The sequence below is a fragment of the Sunxiuqinia elliptica genome (assembly GCF_900113005.1).
Lineage (GTDB): Bacteria > Bacteroidota > Bacteroidia > Bacteroidales > Prolixibacteraceae > Sunxiuqinia > Sunxiuqinia elliptica.
Genome location: NZ_FONW01000005.1, coordinates 90,436 through 115,878, shown reverse-complemented (window position 1 = coordinate 115,878; position 25,443 = coordinate 90,436). Strand labels below are relative to the sequence as shown.

Sequence of the window (25,443 nt, the reverse complement as noted above, 5' to 3'; positions counted from 1 at the left end):
TCAAGAGGTGAAGCAGCTATTTCCCAAGGAGTTGACAAAGCACCACAAGGCTCCCACCAACTGCCTTAAGGAGAAGACAAACGACAACAAAGAGTAAACAAAATGTGCTTAAAAGTGGATAAATCGCATGAAGGGATGCGAAAAACATGTTAAGGAACAGCTCGTGCCCTTTAAGGACACGACGAAATACCAGTTTAACTTAAAATGTTGAATTTATGTCCACAAAAAGAACAAATTCAGAAGCTGCGGTATTGGAGCAATACCGGGTTTCAATCGAAAATGCAAAAAAGCAACCAACGATTTCCTCTATCATGACTGAATATGGTTATACTCCTGAAGTCATTGTTACTGGTGAAAACCTTTATTCCAAAACCTTTGAGATCTACAACCGAAATAAGACAGAAGATGATGAAACATCTGCTGCCTATGCCACTTTCAGCAATCAAAAAGACGCACTAAAAGAACTTTACAAGACTCACCGAAAAAAGGCAAAAGTCGTATTTAAAAATGAACCTGTGATTCTTGATTTATTGCTTCTCCAAGGAACACAACCTGGTGCTTATGTCAAGTGGATGGAAATGATCAAAAAGTTCTATGACGAATTGACTAAAAGCGAAGAATTAAAAAATAGATTAAGCCGGTTAAAAGTACCGGAAGAAGAATTAAATCAGGCTTCAGAGCTAATTAGCTCAACAGAGTCGGCTCGCGCTGAATACCTTCGGGAGGTTGGAGAATCAGAAGATGCCACCCAACAAAAAGACGCTGCTTTTGCCAAGCTTGATGAGTGGATGAGTGAATTTTATGCCGTTGCAAAAATTGCACTGGAAGATCACCCTCAACTCCTAGAATCATTGGGCAAGTCAATCAAGAGTTAAATCCTAGCCTATTTATTATCAAGTAACCCAATTTTTTGATCCCAATTGGGTTACTTGATAACAGGCTTTATTCAGCTAACAGGCTTGTTCCGCCTTCTTGTAACCCAGGAATATTGGTAATACGCACTGTTGATACTCCTCGTTTGATGGCATTGAAACTATTATCCAGCTTAGGAATCATTCCGGCATGAATGGCACCACTTTCCTGCAAGCCTTTAAACGTTTCATAAGTCAACGAGCTCAGCACAGAGGCATCATCGTCAGCATCTTCTAATACGCCGGACTTTTCGAAACAGTACACCAGTTCAACCTCAAAATGCTCACTGAAAGCAACCGCTGCCTCTGCTGCAATGGTATCGGCATTCACATTCAGCATGCTTCCCTGTTTGTCGTGTGACAAAGGAGCCAGAACTGGAATCACCTGCTTTTCGAGCAGGAGATTTAATTCATCCACATTCACTTGAACGATGTCGCCCACAAAACCATAGTCGATGGTTTTTACCGGACGTTTTACGGCCTGCATATAATTGAGATCAGCACCTGTCAGGCCAATGGCATTGAGCCCCAAAGCCTGCAGTTGTGCTACAATATTTTTATTAACCAGTCCGCCATACACCATGGTAACCACTTCCAACATGGATTGATCTGTGATCCGGCGTCCTTCCACCATTTGGGTTTCAATTCCCAGGCGTTCGGCCATTGCAGTGGCAGAGCGACCACCTCCATGCACCAACACCTTCAGTCCGTCCAAGGCTGAAAAACGCCCCAGCAAATCGGCCAGCGAAGCTGCTTCTTCCACGACCTTTCCGCCAACTTTTACGATTGTTAATTTTTGCTTACTCATCAATTCTCTTTTCATTAACGCTGTCATTGGGGGCAGTTATCCATTTCGGAGAAACACCAACAACACCTTCTCTTACTTCATCTGGTCTAACATCATTTTTAAAACAGCCTGGGCTGAGAACAAACGATTTTCGGCTTCAGGAACAACAATGGAGTTTGCACTATCAATCACCGAGTCAGCCACAATCATATTACGACGAACGGGCAAGCAGTGCATGAATTTGGCATTGTTGGTAACCGCCATTTGCCGATCGCTCACCGTCCAGTTACGATCCTGCGACAATACTTTGCCATAGTCCGAATAGGAAGCCCAGCTCTTAGCATAGATAAAGTCAGCTCCTTCAAAAGCTTTCATCTGGTCGTACTCTGGCTTTAAATCACCCATAAACTCTGGGGCCAGCTCGTAACCTTCCGGATGGGTGACCACCAATTCGTAATCCGTTTCGCGCATCCATTCAACAAACGAGTTAGGAACTGCTTGCGGCAATGCCCGAGGATGCGGAGCCCAAGTCATCACCACCTTAGGACGTGCTTTTGTTTTATGCTCTTCAATCGTTATCAGGTCGGCAAAAGACTGCAGCGGGTGACGTGTAGCCGCTTCCATACTCACGACTGGCACCCCAGCATAGTCGATAAACTGCTGAATAATTTTTTCCTGGTAATCATCATCCCGGTTTTCGAATTTGGCAAAAGACCGGACGCCAATGATGTCGCAATATTTTCCAATGACCGGAACTGCTTCACGAATGTGCTCCGGCTTATCACCATCCATAATTACACCAAGCTCTGTTTCCAGTTTCCAGCCACCTTCATTGATGTCGAAAACAATGACATTCATCCCCAAGTTAAGTCCCGCCTTTTGCGTACTTAAACGAGTCCGAAGGCTGGAATTGAAAAACACCAGCAACAAGGTTTTATTTTTTCCAAGTGATTGATATTGGTAAGGATCTTTCTTCAACTCAAGAGCCAACTTTAAGGCTTCGTCTAAATTGTCAAGATCATGTACTGACGTAAAATGCTTCATAGTTCGTAATATATCAAGTTTCAAATTCCAAGTTCAAAGTTTCAAGTTGCAAATCTCAAGATAGCCAGTAGCAATTGCTTCCTGCGCTTCTCTTTACTCCATACTCTCAGCTCTTTGCAATCATCAATCTATTTTGGCCTTACCTGCCCATCCCCATCAATCAAGTATTTATAGCTGGTAAGCTCTTCCAAAGCCATTGGTCCGCGGGCATGTAATTTTTGTGTTGATATGCCTATTTCAGCACCCAATCCAAACTGCGCACCATCAGTAAAAGCGGTCGACACATTGCAATATACCGAAGAGGCATCCACCATTTTCCGGAATAAATCCAAGCGTTCTTCGCTATCGGAAACAATGGCTTCGCTATGCTTTGAACTATAAGCCGCAATGTGATCCAAGGCATCTAAAAATGAAGGAACTGTTTTAATCGACATTTTAAAATCCAGGAACTCTATTCCAAAAGACTCCTCGCTTGCTTTCTCCAACAATTCGGCAGGATAATGACCGTTCAAAAGCGGGTAAGCTTTTTCATCGGCATAAATCACCACTTTGCTATTGATAAGGCCAGCGCACAGCTCAGGTAAATCATTCAAGCGGCTCTCATGAATCACCAAACAATCCAGGGCATTGCAAACACTCGGACGACGGGTTTTCGCATTCTCAACAATGGCCTGCCCTTTGTCCAAATCTCCATACTCATCAAAATAGGTATGGCAGATTCCTGCTCCGGTTTCAATAACCGGAATGGTGGCATTTTCGCGCACATAGTTGATCAATCCCTGAGATCCTCGGGGAATAATCAGATCAACATAGCCGCGGGCATTCAAAATCTCGGCAGTAGCTGCACGATCGGCAGGCAACAAGGTCAGAATGTTTTGATCAACGCCATGCTTTTCCAACACCTGATGGATCACTTTTACAATGGCAGTGTTCGAATCAATGGCATCGCTGCCACCTTTCAACACGCAGGCATTCCCCGATTTCAGGCAAAGTGAGAACACATCGAAGGTCACATTCGGACGGGCTTCATAGATGATTCCAATCACCCCAAAAGCGACAGACACCTTTTGAATGACCATGCCGTTCGGGCGGGTTATTTTGCTTAAAATGCGGCCCAGCGGAGAGGGTAAAGAGGAAACATTCCGAATATCAGCAGCAATTCCAGCAATACGCTCTGTGCTTAACTTCAACCGGTCATATTTGGGATCTGCCGGGTCCATCCGGTTCAAATCTTTTTGGTTTTCTACAAGGATTGCCTCCGCATGCTCTTCGGCAGCATCGGCTAAGTCGAGCAAAATCTCATCAATTTTGTCTTTGCTCAACAGGGCCAGGCTCCTGCTGGCTTTCAATGTCAAATCCAGTTGTTTTTTTACCTCCATGATCTCTCCTGTTAGGTTTAATTAAAAGTCCCCTTCCCTGGGGGAGGAAGGGGACAAACTCAGAATATTTTGACTTTGTTGAAGTCAACAAAAAGGGGATTGAAGAAAAGGGTATAAATAATTATCCTGAGTCAATTTTCTAATCTTCGCTTAAGTATAAATAATCGTAATGGACAACAGGTTTTTGCTTAGCCGAATCACTTTTGGCATGCACCTTTTCGGCTGCATACTGCGATTTCCCCCAGCCAATCAAATGACCTTTTTCATCCATAATTTTAACAATATCGCCTTTCTTGAATTGCCCTTTCACCTTGGTCACTCCAATGGGCAACAAACTTGTTGCTTTGGGTGAGAATAACGCATCGCAGGCCCCTTGGTTAATCACCAACTCACCTTTGGCAAAGCTATCTGAATAGGCAATCCATTTTTTCACATTGGATGCTTTCCGTTTACCTGGTTTAAACCAAGTATGAATGACTTGACTTTCCTTTCGCAAAATATCGGTCAGCACGTTATCGCGCAAGCCATTGGCAATATGAACGGCAATGCCTTCCTTGGCTGTTTTTCGGGCGATGGAGCTTTTGGTTAGCATTCCACCACGACCGAAACCCGATTTTTGGGTTGAAATATTTTCCATCCAATCCCGGTCCTTCTGTCCAATTTCGGTGATGACTTTGGATTCAGACAATGCCGGATTTCCATCGTAAATTCCGTCGATATTACTCAGAATTAGCAAGGCATCCGAGTTTTGCATCGAAGCAATCAAGCCCGAAAGCTCATCATTGTCCGTAAACATCAACTCACTTACCGAAATCGTATCATTTTCATTCACAATTGGAACCACCCCATTTTCCAGCAAAGTGGTAAAACAGTTTTTCATGTTCAGGTAATGATTGCGCTCCCCGAAATTGTCTTTCGTGGTGAGCACCTGCGCACAATTGATCCCATGTTGCGTGAAAAAGTCGGCCCACTGGTTAATCATTTTCACCTGTCCCACGGCTGAATACAACTGTCTGGACGAAACCGTGTCCAGCTTTTTATTCAGCTTAATTTCACTACGGCCGGCTGCAACAGCACCCGACGATACTAAAATTACCTCAACACCTTGCTTATAAAGCTGAGCAATTTGATCAACCAAATGTGCCATACGGGCAACATTCAATGTTCCGTCAGTCTTAGTTAGAACGTTACTACCAACTTTAATGGTAATTTTTTTATAGTTGAAACTCATCTCCAATCTTTCTAGCCACGCTCAATCTTATTGAAAGAAGCGATCAGTCCTTGAATAACGGATGAACTGAAGCCTTTGTGCTCCATTTCATTGATTCCGGTGATGGTAATTCCTCGAGGTGTGGTTACCTTGTCAATTTCCCGCTCCGGATGATGCCCCGTATTCATAATGAGTTGCACTGCTCCTTTTACGGTTTGAGCCGTAATAAACTGAGCCATTTCAGCGCCAAAGCCCATTTCAACGCCTCCTTGCATGGCCGCACGTACATAGCGCAAGGCAAACGCCGTTCCACAAGAAGCCAGTACTGTAGCCGCTGCCATCAATTCCTCGTTGATAACAACCGTTGCTCCCAAATGATCGAAAAGCTCCTTAACCACAGCAAGTGATTCTTCTGAATTTCCATTTCCTGAAATACAAGTCATGGATTCCTGCAGAGAGATCGCCGTATTAGGCATCACTCTGAAAATACGGTACTCCTCGCCAATAAGTTTGGTCAAATCGCTCAAATTTACACCAGCAGCAATAGAAACAATGATTTTTTGCGGGTTCAGTGCCGGCTTTAATCCGTCAATCACCTTCTCGATGTGATAAGGTTTTACTGCCAGAATAACCAAGTCAGCCGTCTCAACAGCTTGGCTGTTATCCTGGAATGTATTGACTCCCTGGGCACTGAATTTCTCAAGCGTTTGCTTGCGAGGGTCAGCAATAGCAATGGATGAAGCCTCGACATAACCAGACTTCAACAAGCCATTCACAATGGCCCCACCCATGTTTCCTGCGCCAATGATGGCGATCTTTCCAACTTTCATTCGTTTCGTATTTTAAACTGAGTGAAGGTTTAATTCGCTCAGGACTTTTTCAAACTTCCGGATAAAATACTCGGCTTGCTCCTTGCTTAAAGTCAAAGGAGGAAGCAACCGGATTGTGTTTGCACCGGATACACCGGTAAATATCTTTTCTTCAAACAACAGTTTTTGTCGAATGGTTTTGATTTCTGTTTCAAATTCAATTCCAATCATCAAACCTTTACCTCTTACTTCCTTAATTTCGGGCATTTTTTGCAATTGGTCCATCAGGTAATTTCCAATTTCTTCGGAATTAGACACCAATTGCTCCTGCTCCATAATATCAAGTACGGCAATGCTTGCAGCACATGCCAGGTAATTCCCGCCAAAGGTTGTTCCCAACATGCCGGGCCAAGGTTCCAACTCAGGACTGATCAATACGCCTCCAACTGGAAAACCGTTCCCCATGCCCTTGGCGAGGGTGACCATATCCGGTTTGATATTGGTGTATTGAAAAGCAAAGAACTTTCCACTCCGACCATAACCTGACTGGATTTCATCCAAAATCAACAATGCACCATGCTGTTTACAAAGCTTTTCCAATTGCTCTAAAAACTCGGGGTCTGGCACATGAATTCCACCAATACCCTGAATTCCTTCAATGACAACGGCAGCAATATCACCATTTTGAAGCTGTTTTTCAACGGCATCAATATCATTCAATGGTAAAATAACAGCATGCTCGTTTTCATTCACTGGAGCAATGATCTTCGGATTATCCGTAATCGAAACAGCTCCCGAAGTTCTTCCGTGAAACCCTTTTTTAAAGCTGATGATTCCTTTTTTGCCTGTCGCAAACGAGGCCAGCTTCATGGCATTTTCATTGGCTTCAGCCCCTGAATTACATAGAAACAACTGGTAATCATCAAGCCCGGAAAGCTTTCCTAAACGAGTTGCCAATTCCTGTTGCTGCGGAATCTTCACCGAATTACTGTAAAAGCCAATCTCGTTTAGCTGATTGCTAATATAATCAACATAAACCGGATGACTATGGCCCACCGATATTACAGCATGCCCCCCATACAGGTCCAGGTACCGTGTTCCCTGGTCATCCCAAACATAACAGCCTTGGGCTTTTACCGGGGTTATATCAAAAACTGGATATACATCAAATAACTTCATGCGCATTAATTAAAAAGAAACTGGTTTCAGGTTCAAGCCTTCTTTCTCATCCAATCCAAACAACAGGTTCATGTTTTGAACCGCCTGACCTGAAGCCCCTTTCAAAAGGTTATCGGTAACACTTAAAATCAACAGTTTGTCACCATGCTTTTCAAGATGCAAAACGGCCTTATTGGTATTAACCACCTGCTTAACATCCGGGTTCTCATCGGTAACAAAAACAAACGGATGATCAGCGTAATAGCGTTTATACAAATCCTTAGCTTCTTCAAGACTGCCCTTAAAATCAGTATAAACCGATGCAAAAATACCCCGGGTGTGATTTCCTCGTACCGGAATGAAATTGATGGCAAAGTCAAACGAGTTTTGCAACTGCTTAAAACTTTGGGTTATTTCACCCAAATGCTGATGCTGAAAAGCTTTATAAACGGAAACATTGCTATTTCGCCAACTAAAATGCGAAGTACGAGAAGGTGCCTGCCCGGCTCCAGTGGAGCCGGTTATTGCATGCACGTGTACTTCATTTTCCAAAACACCAGCTGCTGCCAATGGTAAAACAGCAAGCTGAATCCCTGTAGCAAAGCAACCGGGATTCGCAATTCGTCGCGAAGAACGAATCACTTCCCGATTAAGCTCGGGCAAGCCATAAATAAAGTCATTTCCCTCAGCTTTTAAACGGTAGTCATGACTCAAATCTATAATGCGAACAGCATCTGGGATGCTATTCCTCTCTATGAATTCTTTTGATTTACCATGCCCCATGCACAGGAAAATAACATCCACTGCCTCGAAATCAGGCTCAGCAACAAAGTTCAGGGAAGTTTCCCCAATCAAATCGCGATGCACTGTGTCAATGGGATTTCCAGCATTACTGCTACTTTGCACAAATGCAATTTCCGCTTTAGCATGGTTCAATAAAATTCGGATTAACTCTCCAGCCGTGTATCCTGCTCCTCCAATTATACCAACTTGAATCATACGTTTCTCTCCGAATTAAAATTTCTTATTGACTGAATTGTAAATCTTCAGGGAAGTTCCCAAAATCTTGGTAAAGCCTTTTACATCTTCGCTGGTCCAAGCCTTGTTCATTTCACCATACTCACCGAAGTCTGACTTCATCAAGTCATTTTCTGACTTGATACCCACCAATACGTAATGATAAGGTTTCAGCGAAATTGTAACGGTTCCGGTTACCGCCTTTTGCGTATTTTCCAGGAACTTCTCGATGTCTCTCATTACCGGATCCAAGTACAATGATTCATGCAAGAACATACCGTACCAGTTAGACAGCTGCTCTTTCCAATACATTTGCCATTTGGTCAATGTGTGTTTCTCGAGCATCTGATGGGCTTTGATGATCAACATAGGAGCTGCCGCTTCAAACCCAACACGACCTTTAATTCCAATGATGGTATCGCCAATATGCATATCGCGCCCAATTGCAAATGGAGCAGCGATGGCTTCCAAAGCACGGATAGCATCAACAGTATTGAAATACTTCTTGCCATCAACACCTTTCAGTTCTCCTTCAACAAAATCGAGGGTAATCTCTTTTTCGCCTTCGGCTGTCATTTGAGATGGGTAAGCCTCTTCAGGCAAGGTTTGATCTGAAGTTAATGTTTCCTTACCACCAATACTGGTTCCCCATAAGCCTTTATTGATCGAGTAGGCCATTTTTGACCAATCGGCTTCAACACCGTGTTTTTTCAAGTAGTCAATTTCAGCTTCGCGTGTCAACTGAAGATCACGAGTTGGTGTCAGAATTTCAATATCCGGAGCCAATACATCAAAAGTCAAGTCGAAACGAACCTGGTCATTTCCTGCTCCTGTACTTCCATGAGCAACATATTTGGCACCAATTTTCTTGGCATATTCAATAATTGCAATTGCCTGAAAAACCCGCTCCGAGCTTACTGAGATTGGATACGTATTGTTACGCAACACATTCCCAAACACCATGTAACGAATACATTTATCGTAGTAGGTGTCAGTAACATCCAAGGTTACGTGTTTGGTTGAGCCCAACTCATAGGCTTTCTTTTCAATATCGTCTAGTTCCTCCGAACCAAAACCTCCGGTATTTGCAATTGCCGTATATACTTCAAGATTTTTTTCTACCGACAAGTACTTCGCGCAAAACGAAGTATCTAAACCACCGCTATATGCTAGTACTACTTTCTCTTTCATTCGTTTATTTTTTTGTGAAAAGTGATGACAACAGCTCAGCATCTTACTGAAAACTTACAACTATACTAACCTTAATTTTTCCCTCAACTGCACGGTTATAGTGATCAATCAACCAATTACAATATCCGGAATCATTTGAAGAAAATTAATCCTGAAATGACTGCCGAACAGTGTCATCACTCATGTTTTGTTTTAACTTTTTAAACATTTTAAAACCAGAGTCTTTCCCGTTGGAATTACTCTTATTCTTCAATTTCCCAATCATTTCCATCAACGAAACTTTTTTGGGTTTCGTCTCTTTTTTCGCTTTCTCAGCCTCCCATGCCGGATCAAACAACATTCCGGTACACAAACACTTCGAACGTCCGGTACGCGTAAGAATATCGTAATTCACACAACTTTGACACCCTTTCCAAAAATCCTCATCGGTTGTTAGCTCCGAAAAAGTTACCGGACGGTATCCCAGTTCATGGTTAATCTTCATAACAGCCAAACCTGTGGTTAAACCAAAGATTTTGGCATCGGGGAACTTTTTCCGCGATAATTCAAAAGCTTTTCGCTTAATCTCACGCGCCAAACCAATTCCACGGTAGGTATTCACCACAATCAAGCCCGAGTTGGCCACAAAACGGTTGTGTCCCCACGATTCGACGTAACAAAAGCCAGCAAAATCTTCGCCATCCAGGGCGATAATTGCTTTGCCTTCCATTATTTTGGTGGTAATGTACTCGTCCGAACGACGAGCAATACCTGTTCCCCTCTCTTTTGATGCAGCATCAATGCTATCATTAATCTGCCCCACATACTTTAAGTGAGCGAGGCTAGCTGCTGCAACTACAATATTTTCTACCTTTTTCATTTAATCAATTCCTATCCTTCTATCCAATCTTATCTTCCAGCGAGGGCATAATCAAAATTAAACTGTTGATTAAGTCACTGGGAGTAACGCCTTCTCTCATCACCAATAAAATGGTGTCGTCGCCCGCAATACTTCCAAGTATTTCATACGGGTCGGCATTGTCTAGCACGGCGGCTAAACTACTGGCATACCCCGGGCGAGTCCTGAGTACGGCCAAGTTTCCTGAAAATTGCAAATCGCGATATCCATCGGCCAAAAAATTCACTCTTGTGTTTTCTCGCTGTGGCTCCACTGTTACCCCTTCCGGAATTACATATACGTATCCTTTATTGGAATGTGGCACCTTAGCGACTTTTAATATTTTTAAATCGCGAGACAATGTTGCCTGAGTCAAATCAAATCCATCCTCTTTCAAAATTCCCAACAACTCTTCCTGACTACTGATTTCTTGAGAGGTTATGATTTTTTTTATCGCTAATTGCCTTTTTGTACGATTCTTCATCTTGCATATATATTCAATAACAATGCAAAATTATGCATTTTATTACGAAATTCAAATCTATATTCAAGAATTATTTCTATTTTTGTAGCCGATAAGTTCATGAGGAAACATTTTAGATATCTTGAACGTTTTCGAAGTATCACATTATGACGGTGAAGAACAGACATTATTTAAACGAAATAAGCACAATGCGTTTGCCCTACTTTTAGTAGCCAGACGCATTTTTTTTAATCAATAAGCGATTACTACAATGACAAAGGCAAGAAAAGTCAGTTTGGTTTTAGAGGATGGGACCAGGTTTGAAGGTAAATCTTTCGGATACGATCAATCCGTTGCCGGAGAAGTGGTTTTTTACACAGCCATGACCGGTTATCCCGAAAGTTTAACAGATCCTTCATATACGGGTCAAATTTTGGTTTCTACTTACCCAATGATTGGGAACTATGGTGTGCCTACCGATCTTCAGAAAGAAGGCATCCATGCACATTATGAGTCGCACAAAGTACACATCAGCGGGTTGATTATCTCTGATTATTCGTCAGAATACAGCCACTGGAATGCAATGAAGAGCTTGGGAGACTGGCTCAAAGAATGGCAAGTTCCAGGATTGTATGACATCGATACGCGAGCGCTAACCAAAATTCTTCGGGTAAAAGGATCCATGTTGGGAAAAATCGAATTTGAGGATGAGCCCATCGAACTTTACGATCCCAACAAAGAAAACCTGGTTGCATTAGCTAGTATTAAAGAAAAGGAAGTATATGGCAATGGCGAACACAAAGTGGTTTTGGTTGACTGCGGAGTAAAAAACAACATCATCCGTTGCTTACTTGATCGTAATGCAACCGTGATTCGCGTACCATGGGACTATGATTTTTCAAATGAAGATTACGACGGTATCTTCATCTCAAACGGGCCAGGAGACCCTGCACGCTGTGAAACGACAGTTGCAAACATCCAAAAGGCAATGCGAACCGACAAGCCAATCATGGGAATTTGCTTAGGAAATCAGCTTTTGGCGCGAGCTGCCGGAGCCGAAACTTACAAATTGAAGTTCGGACACCGAAGCCACAACCAACCCGTATTATTGACTGGAACTGATCGCTGTTTTATTACCTCGCAAAACCACGGCTACGCCATTTCTCAAGAAACGCTGCCAGAAGATTGGGAAGCTTTGTTTGTCAATGTCAACGACAAGACCAACGAAGGAATTCGCCATAAAACAAAGCCATTCTTCTCAACTCAGTTCCACCCGGAAGCTTCCAGCGGACCGGTTGATACTGAATATTTGTTTGATGAGTTCATTCAAAACATTGTTGAATTTAAGCAAAAAGCTCAATAAATAACACCGCTTATAATGAGTAACCAAATAGATAAAAGCATCAAAAAAGTAATTGTTCTCGGATCGGGAGCATTGAAAATTGGAGAAGCCGGAGAATTTGACTATTCCGGGTCTCAAGCACTGAAGGCACTGAAAGAAGAGGGCGTAGAAACGGTCTTGATCAATCCCAACATTGCGACCATTCAAACGTCTCAGGAAATTGCTGACAAAATTTATTTCTTGCCTGTCACAGCCTTCTTTGTAGAACAAGTCATCAAAAAAGAAAATCCTGATGGAATCCTTCTTGCCTTTGGAGGACAAACGGCATTGAATTGTGGTGTTGACTTGTTCAAACAGGGAATTCTTGAAAAATACAATATTAAAGTAGTAGGAACTCCGGTTCAAGCTATTATTGACACGGAAGACCGCGATATTTTTGCTGGAAAGCTTGGTGAGATTGAAGTAAAAACACCTCGAAGCCTGGCTTGTACCAATATGGAGGAAGCCAAAGCTGCCGCCCAAAAATTAGGCTACCCAATCATTATCCGTGCCGCATACACATTGGGAGGACTAGGAAGTGGGTTCTGCTCTAACGACAATGAACTAAAAGAACTCGCCTCAAGTGCTTTTTCTTATTCTCCTCAAATTCTGGTAGAAGAATCATTAAAAGGATGGAAAGAAGTCGAGTACGAAGTTGTTCGTGACCGTTACGACAACTGTATTACGGTGTGTAACATGGAGAACTTTGACCCACTGGGAATCCATACCGGTGAAAGTATCGTTGTTGCTCCGTCTCAAACTCTATCCAACAAAGAATATCATAAACTACGGGCAATCTCTATCAAGATTATCCGCCACATTGGAATTATTGGTGAGTGTAACGTTCAATTTGCCCTTGACCCTTTCTCGGAAGACTACCGGGTTATTGAGGTAAACGCTCGTCTGTCCCGCTCTTCGGCCTTGGCCTCAAAAGCAACCGGCTACCCATTGGCTTTCGTTGCTGCAAAATTAGGCTTAGGATACGGCCTACACGAATTGAGTAACTCTGTAACCAAAGTTACAACAGCTTGTTTTGAGCCGGCACTGGACTACGTTGTTTGTAAAATTCCACGCTGGGACTTAAACAAGTTTAGCGGCGTATCCAAACACATTGGTAGCTCCATGAAATCAGTCGGAGAAATCATGGCCATTGGTCGTAGTTTCGAAGAAGCGATTCAAAAAGGGATTCGAATGGTTGGACTCGGCATGCACGGTTTTGTAGCCAATAAAGAAGAAATCACCATTGAGGAGATTGACGAAGAACTGACTCGTCCAACCGACCGACGAATTTTTGCCATTGCAGCAGCTTTCAATAAAGGCTATAGCATCGATGAGATTTACGAGAAAACAAAAATCGACCGCTGGTTCCTTCAAAAGCTTTATAAAATCTACCTACTGAAGGAAGACCTGATTCAGTTTAACTCACTGCAAGAGCTTAACGACGAACTATTGCTTCAGTCTAAAAAAGCAGGTTTCTCTGACTTCCAAATTGCAAGACTGGTTCTGAAAGCTCCAAACCGCGAAATGAACAACAAGCTGATCGAGGTTCGCGAGCATCGTAAAGCTAGAAATATTACTCCGGTAGTTAAGCAGATTGACACCCTCGCTGGGGAATATCCTGCCCAAACAAACTACCTGTATATGACTTATAATGGTACTGAGCACGACATTGAGTTTATTCATGACAATAACTCAGTCGTCGTATTGGGCTCCGGAGCATATCGTATTGGTAGCTCAGTAGAGTTTGACTGGTGTTCGGTCAATGCGATCAATACGATTCGTAAAGAAGGCTACCGCTCAGTCATGATCAACTACAACCCGGAAACTGTAAGTACGGATTATGACACCTGCGACCGTTTGTTCTTTGATGAGCTGACATTCGAGCGTGTGCTTGATGTTATTGACCTGGAAAGTCCCAAGGGAGTTATCCTTTCTGTGGGAGGCCAAATTCCGAACAACCTGGCCATGAAGCTGGACAGCCAGAATGTACCTATTCTGGGAACCTCGGCTCTAAAGATTGACAACGCAGAGGACCGTAAAAAATTCAGTTCACTACTTGATGATCTAGGTGTTGACCAACCTCGCTGGAACGAGTTAACCAGCATTGATGACATCTATCGTTTTGTTGATGAAGTTGGCTATCCACTGCTGATTCGTCCTTCATACGTACTTTCTGGTGCAGCCATGAATGTGGTGTCCAACCAAGAGCAATTGGAGCATTTCCTGCAGTTGGCCGCTGATGTATCGAAAGAGCACCCCGTAGTTGTTTCTGAATTTATTGAGCAAGCCAAGGAAATTGAACTGGATGCAGTTGCCGACAAAGGAGAGATGGTCGCTTACGCAATCTCCGAGCACGTTGAATTTGCCGGAGTTCACTCGGGCGATGCAACCATTGTGTTCCCTCCACAGAAACTGTATGTTGAAACGATTCGCCGTGTTAAAAAGATTTCAAGAGAAATTGCGAAAGCACTTGATATCTCAGGACCATTCAACATGCAATTTCTGGCTAAAGACAACGATATCAAAGTAATTGAATGTAACCTGCGTGCTTCAAGAAGCTTCCCATTTGTTTCGAAGGTCATGAAGATCAACCTGATTGAAATTGCCACTCAGGTTATGCTTGGAATTCCTTATCAAAAGCCAGATAAATCGTTGTTCGAGTTGGATTACGTTGGCGTAAAAGCACCTCAGTTCTCCTTTGCCCGTCTGTTAAATGCCGACCCAGTACTTGGAGTTGATATGTCATCAACTGGAGAGGTTGCTTGTATTGGCGAAAATTTCTACGAAGCTATTCTGAAAGCCATGCTTTCGGTTGGATATAATTTCCCTCGCAAAAACGTTCTGATCTCTTCAGGTCCAGCCCGCTCAAAACTGGAAATGTTGAACAGCGCACGCATGTTGGTAGAAAATGGCTACAATGTTTTTGCAACCGAAGGAACTCACCGTTTCTTACGCGAAAATAAAGTAGAATCGACCATGCTACACTGGCCCGACGAAGAAGATCAACACCCAAATACTATTGAATACTTACGTGAGAAGAAAATTGACCTTGTTGTAAACATTCCTAAAAACTACAGTAAACGGGAATTAAGCAACGGCTACAAGATCCGTAGGAATTCAATTGATTACAATGTACCACTGATTACCAATGCCCGGGTTGCAAGTGCATTTATCTATGCCATTTGCAAACACACTCCCGAAGACATTACCATCAAGCACTGGGGTGAATACTAGAAATACAGAGATCACCATAAACGAAAAAGGCCTGAGAAATTCTCAGGCCTTTTCTTTATCCAATTTTTTTCAAAAAAGTTTTAATCCAACTTATGGATAACCAATCCAGAGCGCAATTTAGGCTCAAACCAAGTTGTTTTTGGAGGCATGATATTACCGCTATCTGCGATATCAATCAATTGTTGCATCGAAACTGGATACAAGGCAAAAGCAACTTTCATTTCACCTTGATCAACCCGTTTTTGCAATTCTCCCAAACCACGTATTCCACCGACAAAATCAATTCGGGTAGAAGTACGTAAGTCTTGAATATCCAGGATTGGCTCAAGCACTTGGCTTGACAAAATCGTCACATCCAACACACCAATCGGGTCATTGTCATTATAAGTTCCTTTTTTAGCCACAAGCTTGTACCATGCTCCATCCAAATACATGCTCATTTCGTGTAGGCTGGAAGGCTTATAAATTTCAGCTCCCATCTTATCCACTTCAAAACCGTCACTCAAACGAGCCAGCAAATCGTCTTTACTCAAACCATTCAGATCTTTCACCACTCGGTTATAGTCGATAATTTGCAACTGATTATCCGGAAAGTGAACCGCCATAAAGTAGTTGTAAGACTCTTCTCCGGTATGATTTGGGTTCTGAGCTTTCTTCTCCACGCCGATACGAGCGGCTGCGGCAGTACGATGGTGTCCGTCAGCAACGTAAGTGGCTTCTACTTTTGTTGCAAACAACTCTTCAATCTGCTGGTTTACACCTGCCTCGTTGATTGGCCAAAACTGGTGTCCAAAGCCATCTTCAGCCACAAAGCTATATTCAGGCTCTTGATTATCCACGATTGAACTTACAATCTGGTCAATCTCAGGAACTGCTTTGTAAGAAAAGAAAACAGGTTCGATATTGGCATTCAAATAACGGGTCAACACCATCCGATCTTCTTCTTTATCCGGGCGAGTTAACTCATGCTTCTTGATCACGCCTGTGTGATAATCTTCACAAGACGCAGCTCCAACAATTCCGTACTGTGTACGTCCATTCATTGTTTGAGCATAGATGTAATACTTGTCAGCATTATCCTGTTTTAACCATCCTTTTTCCTGGAAACGATTAAAATTCTCAACAGATTTATTATACACTTCCTCTGAGTGAATATCAATCCCTGCAGGACAGTCAATTTCGGCACGAGTAATGTGCAACAAGGAATTTTCTTTTCCTTCAGCCATGCGAGCAGCCTCTTCCGAGTTCATCACATCATAAGGCAAACAAGCCAAACTCTCAACAATGTCTTTCGGTGGACGCAAGCCTTTAAAGGGTTTTATTTTAGCCATTTTTAATCAATTTAAAATGAAGAGAATACTGGGGGACAATAAAGTCACCAACAACATTCAAAAATACACTCAACCTAAAATCAAGTTGAAAATAAAGTAACGAAGACAAGGCAAAAGAGTTCGACTTTGCCCTGCCTTAAAAACCCAACTCACTCAATTAGCTATTCACCTGAAACGTTGCATCTCCTTTTTCGAGGAAACCAACAATTTGCTCGGTAGCAGCAACCCCGGCATTCAGGTTTGCTTCAGCTGTTTGAGCTCCAATCTTTTTGGGTGTGAAGTAATAACGACCTTCAAACTCTTGCTTAAAGCGATCAGTACAATCCGGAGCAATATCTGATACATATTTAATATCAGCACGCTCAGTCATAAATTGGCAAAGTTCTTCTTCATTAACCACTTCTTTACGGGCTGTATTCACCAAAACGGCTCCTTTTTTAAGGTGCTTTAACACATCCATACTTACTGACTTGATGTGTTCGCCACGAGCAGGAACATGAATTGAAACCACATCAGAAACCGCATACAGTTCTTCTAAAGAATTGGTTACTTCCAGACCTTCAGAAGTAGCTTGTGCCTTACTGTAGCGAGTATATACCTTAACTGTCATTCCTAAGCCTCGCGCAATTCGATGCACATTACGCGCTACGTACCCATAGCCATGTAGGCCCAAGACGCGGCCACGCAACTCGCCACCAGATGTTCCGTTAAAGAAATTACGAATAGCAAATATTGCCAATCCAATAGCCAGTTCGGCTACTGCATTTGAATTTTGTCCGGGAGTATTCATCACGCAAATGCCTTTCTCTTTCGCATAAGCAGTATCTACATTGTCGTAACCAGCACCAGCCCGCACAACAATTTTCAACTCCCGACCAGCTTCGAGTACCTGTTGGTCGACTTTATCACTTCGTACAATTAAAGCATGGGCATCGCCAACAGCTTCCAGCAAGGCTTCTTTTTCAGTATACTTTTCTAACAGTTGAACCTGATAGCCCGCGTCTTCGCAGATTTTACTCATTTGAGCAACCGCGGCCGGGGCAAACGGTTTTTCGGTTGCAATTAATACTTTAGTCATTTTATTCAAGTTTTTTAGGTTAAAATAAAATGTCATTGCAAGCCAAATCGAAGTAACCTTCCTCAGGTTACTTTAGCCGTTCCTCATGCTTTAATGACTTAAAAAAAGCGAAAGGTGAATTCTTTTAAGATCCACCTTCCTATCTAAAAGAACTATTTTGCATGTTTTTTCTCAAACTCCTGCATACAATCGATCAGGGCTTGAATACTTGATTTTGGCATGGCATTGTAAATCGATGCACGGAAACCACCAACCGAGCGGTGTCCCTTAATTGCTGACATACCTTTTCCTGTTGCAAACTCCAGGAATTCTTTTTCCAACGCTTCATAACCATCATTCATAATGAAGCAAACATTCATCAATGAGCGATCTTCTTTATTCAAGACAGTACCTTTAAATACAGGATTCCGGTCAATCTCATCATAAAGCAAAGCTGCTTTCTCTTCATTGATTTTCTCCATAGCTTCAATACCACCATTTGCTTTCAACCATTTCAAGGTTTGCAAAGCGGCAAAGATTGGCACAACAGGAGGTGTGTTGAACATGGAACCGCCGTCGATATGTGTTTGGTAGTTCAACATGGTTGGAATGGCACGGTCAACTTTTCCGACCAAGTCATTTTTAATGATAACAAAAGCAACACCAGCAGGCGCCAAGTTCTTTTGAGCTCCACCGTAAATGATTCCGTATTTAGAAACATCAATTTTACGAGAAAAAATATCTGACGACATATCACAAACAACAGGGATATCTAAATCAAAATCTTTACGAATTTGGGTTCCGTAAATGGTGTTGTTTGAAGTAAAGTGGAAATAATCTGCATCAGCAGGAACTTCAAAATCTTTTGGGATATAATTGTAAACGGTATCCTTCGAAGAAGCAACTTCAACAACTTCACCAAAGAATTTAGCTTCTTTGATTGCTTTTGCTGACCACGCACCAGTATTCAGGTAAGCCGCTTTCTTACTCATTAGGTTGTACGGAATCATGCAGAATTGCAACGAAGCACCGCCCCCCAGAAATAGTACCGAGTAATCTTCAGGAATATTCAGTAATTCACGAAACAAAGCCTGAGCTTCGTCCATTACAGCGACAAAATCTTTTCCACGATGCGAAACTTCCATAACAGAAAGACCAGAGCCGGCAAAATCTTTAATGCCTTCAGCTGTCTTTTCGATGGTAAATTGTGGTAAAATTGAAGGTCCAGCTGAAAAATTATGCTTCTTCATTTTATTTAATATTAAGGGTTAAATTTATTTTTTGCTAAAGTTATATATTCAATCAAAATAAAGGAAAAATGAAAGGCTGATATCTGAGAAAAATCAGTCTGTTCTCTTCTTGAATAAGTTGTAAAACATTACCAATCATCTCATCCGTTTTGACAGAAATCATAAAAAAGTAACTTATTTTTCCTATACTAAAAACAGCCGGTGGTGCTGCTTTCCCTTCTTCTTCGAACCACTCCTCAATCACCCAGCACTATTTCGCCAGTGTACCAAAACACGCTACTCGTTGACTTCGCAAGGAGTAGAGACCTTTGCTAGCAAGCTCCCATCATCAAAATAGGGGACCAAGTCCATTTGATCCGGCTCATGACAAAAGGCGATGCAATCATCTAAACCTTTCGATGCTAAACGATCCTTTTGGGCCGCCTTTTGAATGTACCCAAACAAATCATCTTTCGCCAGCGACCACAAATCGACCGAGGCCGTTACCGCATCACAAATGCTCTCAAATTGACCAGAAGCCAATAAACGCTCGGCCAAGGCACCTGCGCAGACAGTATCTTCCAAGCTAAATCGATCTTTCCAGGAAGCACAAAAAATGAGTACCGGCGCGTCTTGCTTCAAGAGGTAGTTTGCCAATGCCGATAAATTTAGAAAGGAACCAATCAGCACTTCTCGAGAATGACTGGCCATATGAATACAACGAGTTCCATTGGTGGTTGAATAGACAATCTCTTTTCCTTTTACTTTATCAGCACTAAAATTGAATGGAGAATTCCCAAAATCAGCAAAATCAAGCACATAGCCATCACGCTCAGAGGCAACCGTATAACCGTCTTCCTTTTTTTGCCGGGCTTCCTCAACAGTAGCTACCGGAATAATCCGCTTCACGCCATTAGCAAAAGCATTACAAATCGAGGAAGTTGCTCTTAAAACATCAATAACAACAACAATATTCTCATCATTGGCATGTTTCTCATAAATTGCCGGAGAAAGGCAAACTTCAAGTCGACGTTTTTTGTGATTCATCTTTTATGTTCAAGGTTCAAACGACGCAAAGATAAGTTTCTGGAAAGAATAAGACAGAAATGAATACGAGATTTCCTGTATTTTATTCAAATTGTTAATTTTTAAGAATGACAACAAGCACGATGCTACAAAACAACACAGAAAGCAAAGTATTGTTTCTTTTCTGCCTCTTCACAGATTTATTGCCCAAAAAAAGCCTGCTGAATTCAGCAGGCTCTCAGATTAGAAAAGTTGTAAGTCAACCCCCTTATTGAAGACTTACGAAAGGTACTTTTACCACCTTTGCTTTTAATAATTTATTGCGAACCTTCACAAATATTTCTGTTCCAAAAGCAGAATACTCCTTGGCTACGTATCCCATTCCAATTCCTTTGTTCAACATTGGAGATTGTGTGCCTGACGTTACGTGTCCAATAACTTGTCCTTCGCTATCAGCTAACTCATAACCATGGCGAGGAATTCCGCGATCAATCATTTCAAAGCCACGCAGCTTACTGCTCACTCCTTCGAGCTTCTGAACCTGAAGCAACTCTTTATCAATGAATTCATTATCATCGTTAAACTTGGTAATCCAGCCCAAGCCAGCAGCAATCGGACTTGTTGTATCGTCGATATCGTTTCCGTACAAACAGAATCCCATCTCCAAGCGCAAGGTGTCGCGAGCGCCTAATCCAATTGGCTTAATTCCAAATTCTTCGCCAGCTTCAAATATCGCTTTATAAATTTGTTCCGCATCTTTGTTGTGAAAATACAACTCAAAACCACCGGATCCGGTATAGCCAGTAGCAGAAATAATGACATCGTCTACCCCAGCAAACTTATCAGTAACAAACGTATAAAATGGAACGTCTGCTAAATCAACCTTTGTCAGTTTTTGCAAAACCTCAGTTGCTTTTGGTCCCTGAATAGCCAGCTGACTAATTTCGTCTGAAGCATTTTCAAGCTCTGCACCAACATCGTTTTGAGAAACAACCCAATTCCAGTCTTTTTCAATATTGGCAGCATTAACAACCAACATGTATTTATTGGGCTCATAATAATAAACCAAAAAATCATCAACAATACCACCTTTTCCGTTCGGGAAACAAGTGTATTGAGCCTGCCCCATTCGCAGTTTCGAGATATCATTGGTCGTCAGTTTTTGCACCAATTTGGCTGCATTAGGCCCTTTCACCCAAAATTCGCCCATGTGAGACACATCAAAAACACCTACAGCATTACGTACCGTTAAGTGCTCTTCTTTAATTCCGTTGAATTCAACTGGCATTTCGTATCCAGCAAATTCGACCATTTTACCACCAGCATCTTTATGTAGTTGATTGAATGCAGTTTTTTTCATTCGTTTAAAATTTAATTTTCCGGCATACTACCCATAAAATGGCACTATGCTCGATTCAACAGTTCCTAAGAAATACCAAGAACTAAGTTATTATCGACTCAGTATTGGCACGTCAAATTAAACATTTTCAACTTTCTCTGTCAAAAAAATTTCATAAAAAAAGAGGAAATATTTCCCTTCAAGTGTCTCACAAAATTTTCATTGGGACATCAAAAGTAAGACTTCCAAAATCTTTAAATCATGAAAAATATCATCGCAAAGTTAAAATATTATCTGCTTGGCTGCGTTGGCATTGTATTCGAATTTTAGCTATTATTGTATGTTAAAACATATTTTCAAACGCATGCCTGAAAAAAATTACACCAACTTAGACTACCTCAAGGAAATCACCGGTGACGAAGATGAAATTCTGAAAGAATTCATTCTCATGTTTTTCGACCAGTTACCCGAATTTAAAAATGGGTTGCACGACCATTTAGAAAACAAAAGATATAAGGAATTGGGAGAACTAGCACATAAAGCCAAATCTTCGGTTATGACTTTTGGAATGGAGGATCTGGGATGGAAACTAAAAGATCTGCAATTGAAGACGCAAAAGCTGGAAGCAATTGAAACCTATCCCGACTTTCTAAAAGAATTTGACGAGGTAATAGCTCATGCAGAAAAAGAGCTACAAGAAGTTTTAGAGACCTTATAACCGCTCGCTAGCTTTTCAATAAAGCCAGGTTACTATTCCATCATTTTAGATGATTAAAACCAAACAACCTTCAACACAGTAAAAATTAGTACACGATATAAAAAAGAGGCAGGAAATCCTGCCTCTTTTTTATTCGCTTTTGAATTGTAACTCATCATCTTCAAGTTCAATTTTGATGGTGTGATTAACATCAACTTCACCTGCCAATATCTTTTTCGACAAGTCATTCAAAATATACTTTTGCAACAAACGGTTAACCGGACGTGCTCCATACTGCGGATCGTAACCAACAACAGCGAGCCAGTTAACAGCTTCATCACTAATTTCAATCTTCAAATCCTGATTTCCTAACCGCTTAATTATCCGGCTAAACTGAATCCGGACAATCTCACGAATATCCTCCCGAGACAAGGGGGTAAACATGATTGTCTCATCAATTCGGTTCAAAAACTCCGGACGAATCGTCTTCCGCAACAAATTAAAAATCGCCTGACGTGTTTCTTCATACACCGCTCCTTTATTTGAGTCATTCATTCGCTCATATCCTTCTTGGATTATCTGAGAGCCCAAGTTTGAAGTCATAATGATCAGGGTGTTTTTGAAATTCACCAAACGCCCTTTATTATCTGTTAAACGGCCATCATCCAACACCTGCAGCAAGACGTTAAATACATCAGGATGCGCTTTCTCAATCTCATCAAAAAGCACAACAGAATAAGGTTTCCGCCTCACGGCCTCAGACAGCTGACCGCCCTCATCGTAACCAACATACCCTGGAGGAGAACCGATCAAGCGAGTCACTGAAAATTTTTCCTGATACTCCGACATATCGATACGAGTGATCATATTTTCATCGTCAAACAGGTATTCGGCCAAAGCTTTTGCCAACTCCGTTTTTCCAACTCCGGTTGTCCCCAAAAAGATGAAGGATCCAATTGGCCTTTTCTCATCCTGCAAACCAGCCCGGCTTCGCCGCACGGCATCGGCAACAGCGCGAATTGCTTCCTGCTGCCCAACAACGCGCTTGTGCAACTCCTCTTCCAGGTGCAACAGCTTTTCGCGCTCACTTTGCAGCATTTTCGATACCGGAATTCCGGTCCATCGAGCAACCACATCAGCAATATCCTCAGCATCAACTTCTTCTTTTATTAAAGAATCGCCTTGAATTTGTTGCAGTTCAGCCTGCAAACGAACAATTTCCTCCTCCGCTTCCTTTATTTTTCCATACCGAATCTCGGCAACCGTTCCATAATCTCCGGAACGCTCAGCTTGCTCCGCTTCAAACTTAAAGCTTTCAATATTAGTTTTATTCTGCTGAATTTGATCAATCAAGGATTTCTCCATTTCCCATTGAGCCCGATAGCGCGATTGTTCTTCCTTCAAGTTGGCAATTTCTTCATGCAACGACGCCAGCTTGCTTTCATCTTTCTCCCGCTTGATTGCCTCACGCTCAATTTCAAGCTGCTTAATCCGACGTTCAATTTCATCCAACTCCTCTGGAACAGAGTCCATTTCCAAACGCAACTTGGCAGCCGCTTCATCCATCAAATCGATAGCCTTATCCGGCAAAAAACGATCTGAAATATACCGCTGTGAAAGCTCTACCGCAGCAATGATTGCATTGTCCTTAATCCGTACTTTATGGTGTCCTTCGTAGCGTTCTTTCAATCCTCTCAGAATCGAAATCGCACTCAAGGCATCCGGTTCGTTGACCATAACAATCTGAAAACGGCGCTCCAATGCTTTATCCTTCTCAAAGTACTTTTGGTATTCATTCAAAGTTGTGGCTCCTATCGCACGCAACTCGCCCCGAGCTAATGCAGGCTTTAAAATATTAGCAGCATCCATTGCTCCTTCCCCTTTTCCTGCACCGACCAAGGTATGAATCTCATCGATAAACAAAATGACCTCACCATCAGACTTAACTACTTCGTTGACAACCGCTTTTAGGCGTTCTTCAAACTCACCCTTGTATTTTGCCCCAGCAACCAAAGCGCCCATATCCAACGAGAATAGTTGCTTTGATTTTAGATTTTCGGGGACATCGCCCCGCACAATCCGATGAGCTAATCCTTCTGCAATAGCCGTTTTCCCTGTTCCCGGCTCTCCAATCAACACCGGATTATTTTTTGTCCGGCGAGAAAGAATCTGCAGCAACCGTCGGATTTCATCATCCCGACCAATCACCGGGTCAAGCTTGCCATTTCGAGCCATTTCATTCAAGTTAACAGCAAAACGGCTCAGCGAATTAAACTGATCTTCGGCGGTTTGACTCTGCACCTTAGCTCCTTTTCTCAACTCCTCAACAGCTGCATTCAGTTCTTTTCGTCCAACGCCACTATCTTTAAGCAAGTTCGAGATTGTATCTCCTGTTTCCAATAAAGCCATTAAAATATGCTCTACCGAAACAAACTCATCGCCCATTTTTCGAGAGATGTCAACAGACTTTTGCAAAGCCTTATTTGTATTTCCGGATAAGTATTGTTCTCCTCCACTAACTTTAGGATATGAAGCAATGATTTTCTCCAAAGCTTGCTGAAAGATACCGGTATTCACTCCCATCTTTTTCAAAAGAAAACCGGTAACATTCTCCGCGGCATGCAGTAACCCTTTCAACACATGTCCTGTTTCGATAGACTGCTGTTGATTAGCTTGCGCCACTTCAAACGCATGCTGCAAAGCTTCCTGAGATTTAATTGTAAAGTTGTTAAAATTCATGGTTTCCTCCTTTTATTTTCATGACTATCCCAATAAACCAAAAAGTCAGCCAAGCCCTAAACACCAACCGGATACAGACATTTTGTCCTAGTCACACAAAGAAAATAGGAAATTTTTTCTGAAAAGAAGAAAACGGAAAGTAGTTTTGACAGATAACCGAGAAATCCTCCGTCCCGAAGCAGGCATTCACATCAAATTTTCTGGCCTCAAAACAGGCCAATAAAAAAAGGATGGCTGGGACCATCCTTTTTTATAACTTAACCAAACCTATCTCTATGAAAAAAATTACTTATCTATTTGAAAAACTTACAATACAAAAGTACCGGGAATTATAGTTAAGAACCTACAAGCAACGTTAATAAATGTTAAGAATTCAACTCACTATTGCTTCAATTCATTACTTCTAATTACGATTTGCCACAAAAAACGCCAGAAATAGTGCATTTTCTTTTCGTTTCCCTATTCTTTCTACCATTAAATCCAATCAAATTATGCTCCTATTAATTATTCCCTCACTTTTGATGAACTTTTAGTTGTTTTACTTGTCCATTGTAAGTGAAAAAA

The 25,443-nt window shown here is 42.0% G+C and carries 20 protein-coding genes; 4 read left to right on the top strand and 16 right to left on the bottom strand.

The genetic code is table 11. The features are described from left to right. Window positions 1–215 precede the first annotated feature (215 nt). Window positions 216–875 carry a PQLLE family protein gene (locus tag BM156_RS11460; RefSeq protein WP_093920013.1) on the top strand — a complete coding sequence of 220 codons (660 nt, stop codon included), beginning with the start codon at window positions 216–218 and terminating at the stop codon, window positions 873–875. Window positions 876–942: 67 nt separating this feature from the next. On the opposite strand, the gene argB is transcribed toward BM156_RS11460, so the two are convergent. From argB to BM156_RS11410, 10 genes are all read right to left on the bottom strand, one after another. Continuing rightward, entirely contained in the window at window positions 943–1,719 is a 777-nt protein-coding gene (argB, locus tag BM156_RS11455; RefSeq protein ID WP_093920012.1) for an acetylglutamate kinase, read from the bottom strand. Between the two features lie 72 nt (window positions 1,720–1,791). Continuing rightward, window positions 1,792–2,742, bottom strand: a complete 951-nt coding sequence (locus BM156_RS11450; RefSeq protein WP_093920011.1) for an N-acetylornithine carbamoyltransferase — start codon at window positions 2,740–2,742, stop codon at window positions 1,792–1,794. A 128-nt stretch (window positions 2,743–2,870) separates the two neighbouring features. Continuing rightward, window positions 2,871–4,121 (bottom strand): glutamate-5-semialdehyde dehydrogenase, encoded by a 1,251-nt coding sequence (locus tag BM156_RS11445; RefSeq protein ID WP_093920010.1) that lies wholly within the window; start codon window positions 4,119–4,121, stop codon window positions 2,871–2,873. A gap of 139 nt (window positions 4,122–4,260) precedes the next feature. Then, on the bottom strand, window positions 4,261–5,352 hold the full coding sequence (gene proB, locus BM156_RS11440; RefSeq protein ID WP_093920009.1) for a glutamate 5-kinase: 1,092 nt from the start codon (window positions 5,350–5,352) through the stop codon (window positions 4,261–4,263). An 11-nt stretch (window positions 5,353–5,363) separates the two neighbouring features. Next, entirely contained in the window at window positions 5,364–6,161 is a 798-nt protein-coding gene (proC, locus tag BM156_RS11435; RefSeq protein ID WP_093920008.1) for a pyrroline-5-carboxylate reductase, read from the bottom strand. 12 nt (window positions 6,162–6,173) lie between these two features. Beyond that, on the bottom strand, window positions 6,174–7,319 hold the full coding sequence (locus tag BM156_RS11430; protein WP_093920132.1) for an aspartate aminotransferase family protein: 1,146 nt from the start codon (window positions 7,317–7,319) through the stop codon (window positions 6,174–6,176). Window positions 7,320–7,328: 9 nt separating this feature from the next. After that, on the bottom strand, window positions 7,329–8,297 hold the full coding sequence (gene argC / locus BM156_RS11425; RefSeq protein WP_093920007.1) for an N-acetyl-gamma-glutamyl-phosphate reductase: 969 nt from the start codon (window positions 8,295–8,297) through the stop codon (window positions 7,329–7,331). A 15-nt stretch (window positions 8,298–8,312) separates the two neighbouring features. Further along, complete coding sequence (locus BM156_RS11420) at window positions 8,313–9,506, bottom strand: argininosuccinate synthase (protein WP_093920006.1); 1,194 nt, start codon at window positions 9,504–9,506, stop codon at window positions 8,313–8,315. Between the two features lie 145 nt (window positions 9,507–9,651). Further along, window positions 9,652–10,365 carry a GNAT family N-acetyltransferase gene (locus tag BM156_RS11415; RefSeq protein ID WP_093920005.1) on the bottom strand — a complete coding sequence of 238 codons (714 nt, stop codon included), beginning with the start codon at window positions 10,363–10,365 and terminating at the stop codon, window positions 9,652–9,654. A gap of 19 nt (window positions 10,366–10,384) precedes the next feature. Then, entirely contained in the window at window positions 10,385–10,867 is a 483-nt protein-coding gene (locus BM156_RS11410; protein WP_093920004.1) for an arginine repressor, read from the bottom strand. A 250-nt stretch (window positions 10,868–11,117) separates the two neighbouring features. On the opposite strand from BM156_RS11410, the gene carA reads away from it, so the two are divergent. Both carA and carB read left to right on the top strand, forming a co-directional pair. Beyond that, window positions 11,118–12,209: a glutamine-hydrolyzing carbamoyl-phosphate synthase small subunit gene (carA, locus tag BM156_RS11405; protein WP_093920003.1), complete on the top strand. Its 1,092-nt coding sequence runs from the start codon at window positions 11,118–11,120 to the stop codon at window positions 12,207–12,209. Window positions 12,210–12,224: 15 nt separating this feature from the next. Then, a complete protein-coding gene (gene carB / locus BM156_RS11400; RefSeq protein ID WP_244525737.1) occupies window positions 12,225–15,461 on the top strand; it encodes a carbamoyl-phosphate synthase (glutamine-hydrolyzing) large subunit in 3,237 nt (1,078 codons plus the stop codon). Between the two features lie 80 nt (window positions 15,462–15,541). Here carB and BM156_RS11395 read toward each other — a convergent pair whose 3' ends face one another. From BM156_RS11395 to gcvT, 5 genes are all read right to left on the bottom strand, one after another. Next, on the bottom strand, window positions 15,542–16,792 hold the full coding sequence (locus tag BM156_RS11395) for a DUF1015 domain-containing protein (RefSeq protein ID WP_093920002.1): 1,251 nt from the start codon (window positions 16,790–16,792) through the stop codon (window positions 15,542–15,544). Between the two features lie 157 nt (window positions 16,793–16,949). Continuing rightward, window positions 16,950–17,870: an NAD(P)-dependent oxidoreductase gene (locus tag BM156_RS11390; RefSeq protein ID WP_093920001.1), complete on the bottom strand. Its 921-nt coding sequence runs from the start codon at window positions 17,868–17,870 to the stop codon at window positions 16,950–16,952. A gap of 152 nt (window positions 17,871–18,022) precedes the next feature. Continuing rightward, window positions 18,023–19,099, bottom strand: coding sequence for a 3-phosphoserine/phosphohydroxythreonine transaminase (gene serC, locus BM156_RS11385; RefSeq protein ID WP_093920000.1), 1,077 nt, complete (start codon window positions 19,097–19,099; stop codon window positions 18,023–18,025). 276 nt (window positions 19,100–19,375) lie between these two features. Continuing rightward, window positions 19,376–20,125, bottom strand: a complete 750-nt coding sequence (locus BM156_RS11375) for a 2-phosphosulfolactate phosphatase (RefSeq protein ID WP_093919998.1) — start codon at window positions 20,123–20,125, stop codon at window positions 19,376–19,378. Between the two features lie 247 nt (window positions 20,126–20,372). Further along, the gene (gene gcvT, locus BM156_RS11370) at window positions 20,373–21,464 is read right to left on the bottom strand and encodes a glycine cleavage system aminomethyltransferase GcvT (protein WP_093919997.1); all 1,092 of its coding nucleotides are present in this window, start codon (window positions 21,462–21,464) and stop codon (window positions 20,373–20,375) included. A 343-nt stretch (window positions 21,465–21,807) separates the two neighbouring features. Between gcvT and BM156_RS11365 the strand changes: the two genes are divergently transcribed. Further along, the gene (locus BM156_RS11365) at window positions 21,808–22,161 is read left to right on the top strand and encodes an Hpt domain-containing protein (RefSeq protein WP_093919996.1); all 354 of its coding nucleotides are present in this window, start codon (window positions 21,808–21,810) and stop codon (window positions 22,159–22,161) included. 129 nt (window positions 22,162–22,290) lie between these two features. Here the strand turns inward: BM156_RS11365 and clpB are convergent, their stop codons facing one another. Beyond that, a complete protein-coding gene (gene clpB / locus BM156_RS11360; RefSeq protein ID WP_093919995.1) occupies window positions 22,291–24,879 on the bottom strand; it encodes an ATP-dependent chaperone ClpB in 2,589 nt (862 codons plus the stop codon). Window positions 24,880–25,443: the final 564 nt, after the last annotated feature.

Coding starts and splice junctions, on each gene's coding strand:
- BM156_RS11365 (WP_093919996.1), top strand. CDS start 21,808: ATGCCTGAAAAAAATTACACCAACTTAGACTACCTCAAGGAAATCACC.
- serC (WP_093920000.1), bottom strand. CDS start 19,099: ATGAAGAAGCATAATTTTTCAGCTGGACCTTCAATTTTACCACAATTT.
- carA (WP_093920003.1), top strand. CDS start 11,118: ATGACAAAGGCAAGAAAAGTCAGTTTGGTTTTAGAGGATGGGACCAGG.
- argC (WP_093920007.1), bottom strand. CDS start 8,297: ATGATTCAAGTTGGTATAATTGGAGGAGCAGGATACACGGCTGGAGAG.
- BM156_RS11420 (WP_093920006.1), bottom strand. CDS start 9,506: ATGAAAGAGAAAGTAGTACTAGCATATAGCGGTGGTTTAGATACTTCG.
- BM156_RS11375 (WP_093919998.1), bottom strand. CDS start 20,125: ATGAATCACAAAAAACGTCGACTTGAAGTTTGCCTTTCTCCGGCAATT.
- BM156_RS11430 (WP_093920132.1), bottom strand. CDS start 7,319: ATGAAGTTATTTGATGTATATCCAGTTTTTGATATAACCCCGGTAAAA.
- proC (WP_093920008.1), bottom strand. CDS start 6,161: ATGAAAGTTGGAAAGATCGCCATCATTGGCGCAGGAAACATGGGTGGG.
- carB (WP_244525737.1), top strand. CDS start 12,225: ATGAGTAACCAAATAGATAAAAGCATCAAAAAAGTAATTGTTCTCGGA.
- BM156_RS11450 (WP_093920011.1), bottom strand. CDS start 2,742: ATGAAGCATTTTACGTCAGTACATGATCTTGACAATTTAGACGAAGCC.
- BM156_RS11460 (WP_093920013.1), top strand. CDS start 216: ATGTCCACAAAAAGAACAAATTCAGAAGCTGCGGTATTGGAGCAATAC.
- BM156_RS11390 (WP_093920001.1), bottom strand. CDS start 17,870: ATGACTAAAGTATTAATTGCAACCGAAAAACCGTTTGCCCCGGCCGCG.
- BM156_RS11445 (WP_093920010.1), bottom strand. CDS start 4,121: ATGGAGGTAAAAAAACAACTGGATTTGACATTGAAAGCCAGCAGGAGC.
- BM156_RS11395 (WP_093920002.1), bottom strand. CDS start 16,792: ATGGCTAAAATAAAACCCTTTAAAGGCTTGCGTCCACCGAAAGACATT.
- proB (WP_093920009.1), bottom strand. CDS start 5,352: ATGAGTTTCAACTATAAAAAAATTACCATTAAAGTTGGTAGTAACGTT.
- BM156_RS11415 (WP_093920005.1), bottom strand. CDS start 10,365: ATGAAAAAGGTAGAAAATATTGTAGTTGCAGCAGCTAGCCTCGCTCAC.
- clpB (WP_093919995.1), bottom strand. CDS start 24,879: ATGAATTTTAACAACTTTACAATTAAATCTCAGGAAGCTTTGCAGCAT.
- gcvT (WP_093919997.1), bottom strand. CDS start 21,464: ATGAAAAAAACTGCATTCAATCAACTACATAAAGATGCTGGTGGTAAA.
- argB (WP_093920012.1), bottom strand. CDS start 1,719: ATGAGTAAGCAAAAATTAACAATCGTAAAAGTTGGCGGAAAGGTCGTG.
- BM156_RS11410 (WP_093920004.1), bottom strand. CDS start 10,867: ATGAAGAATCGTACAAAAAGGCAATTAGCGATAAAAAAAATCATAACC.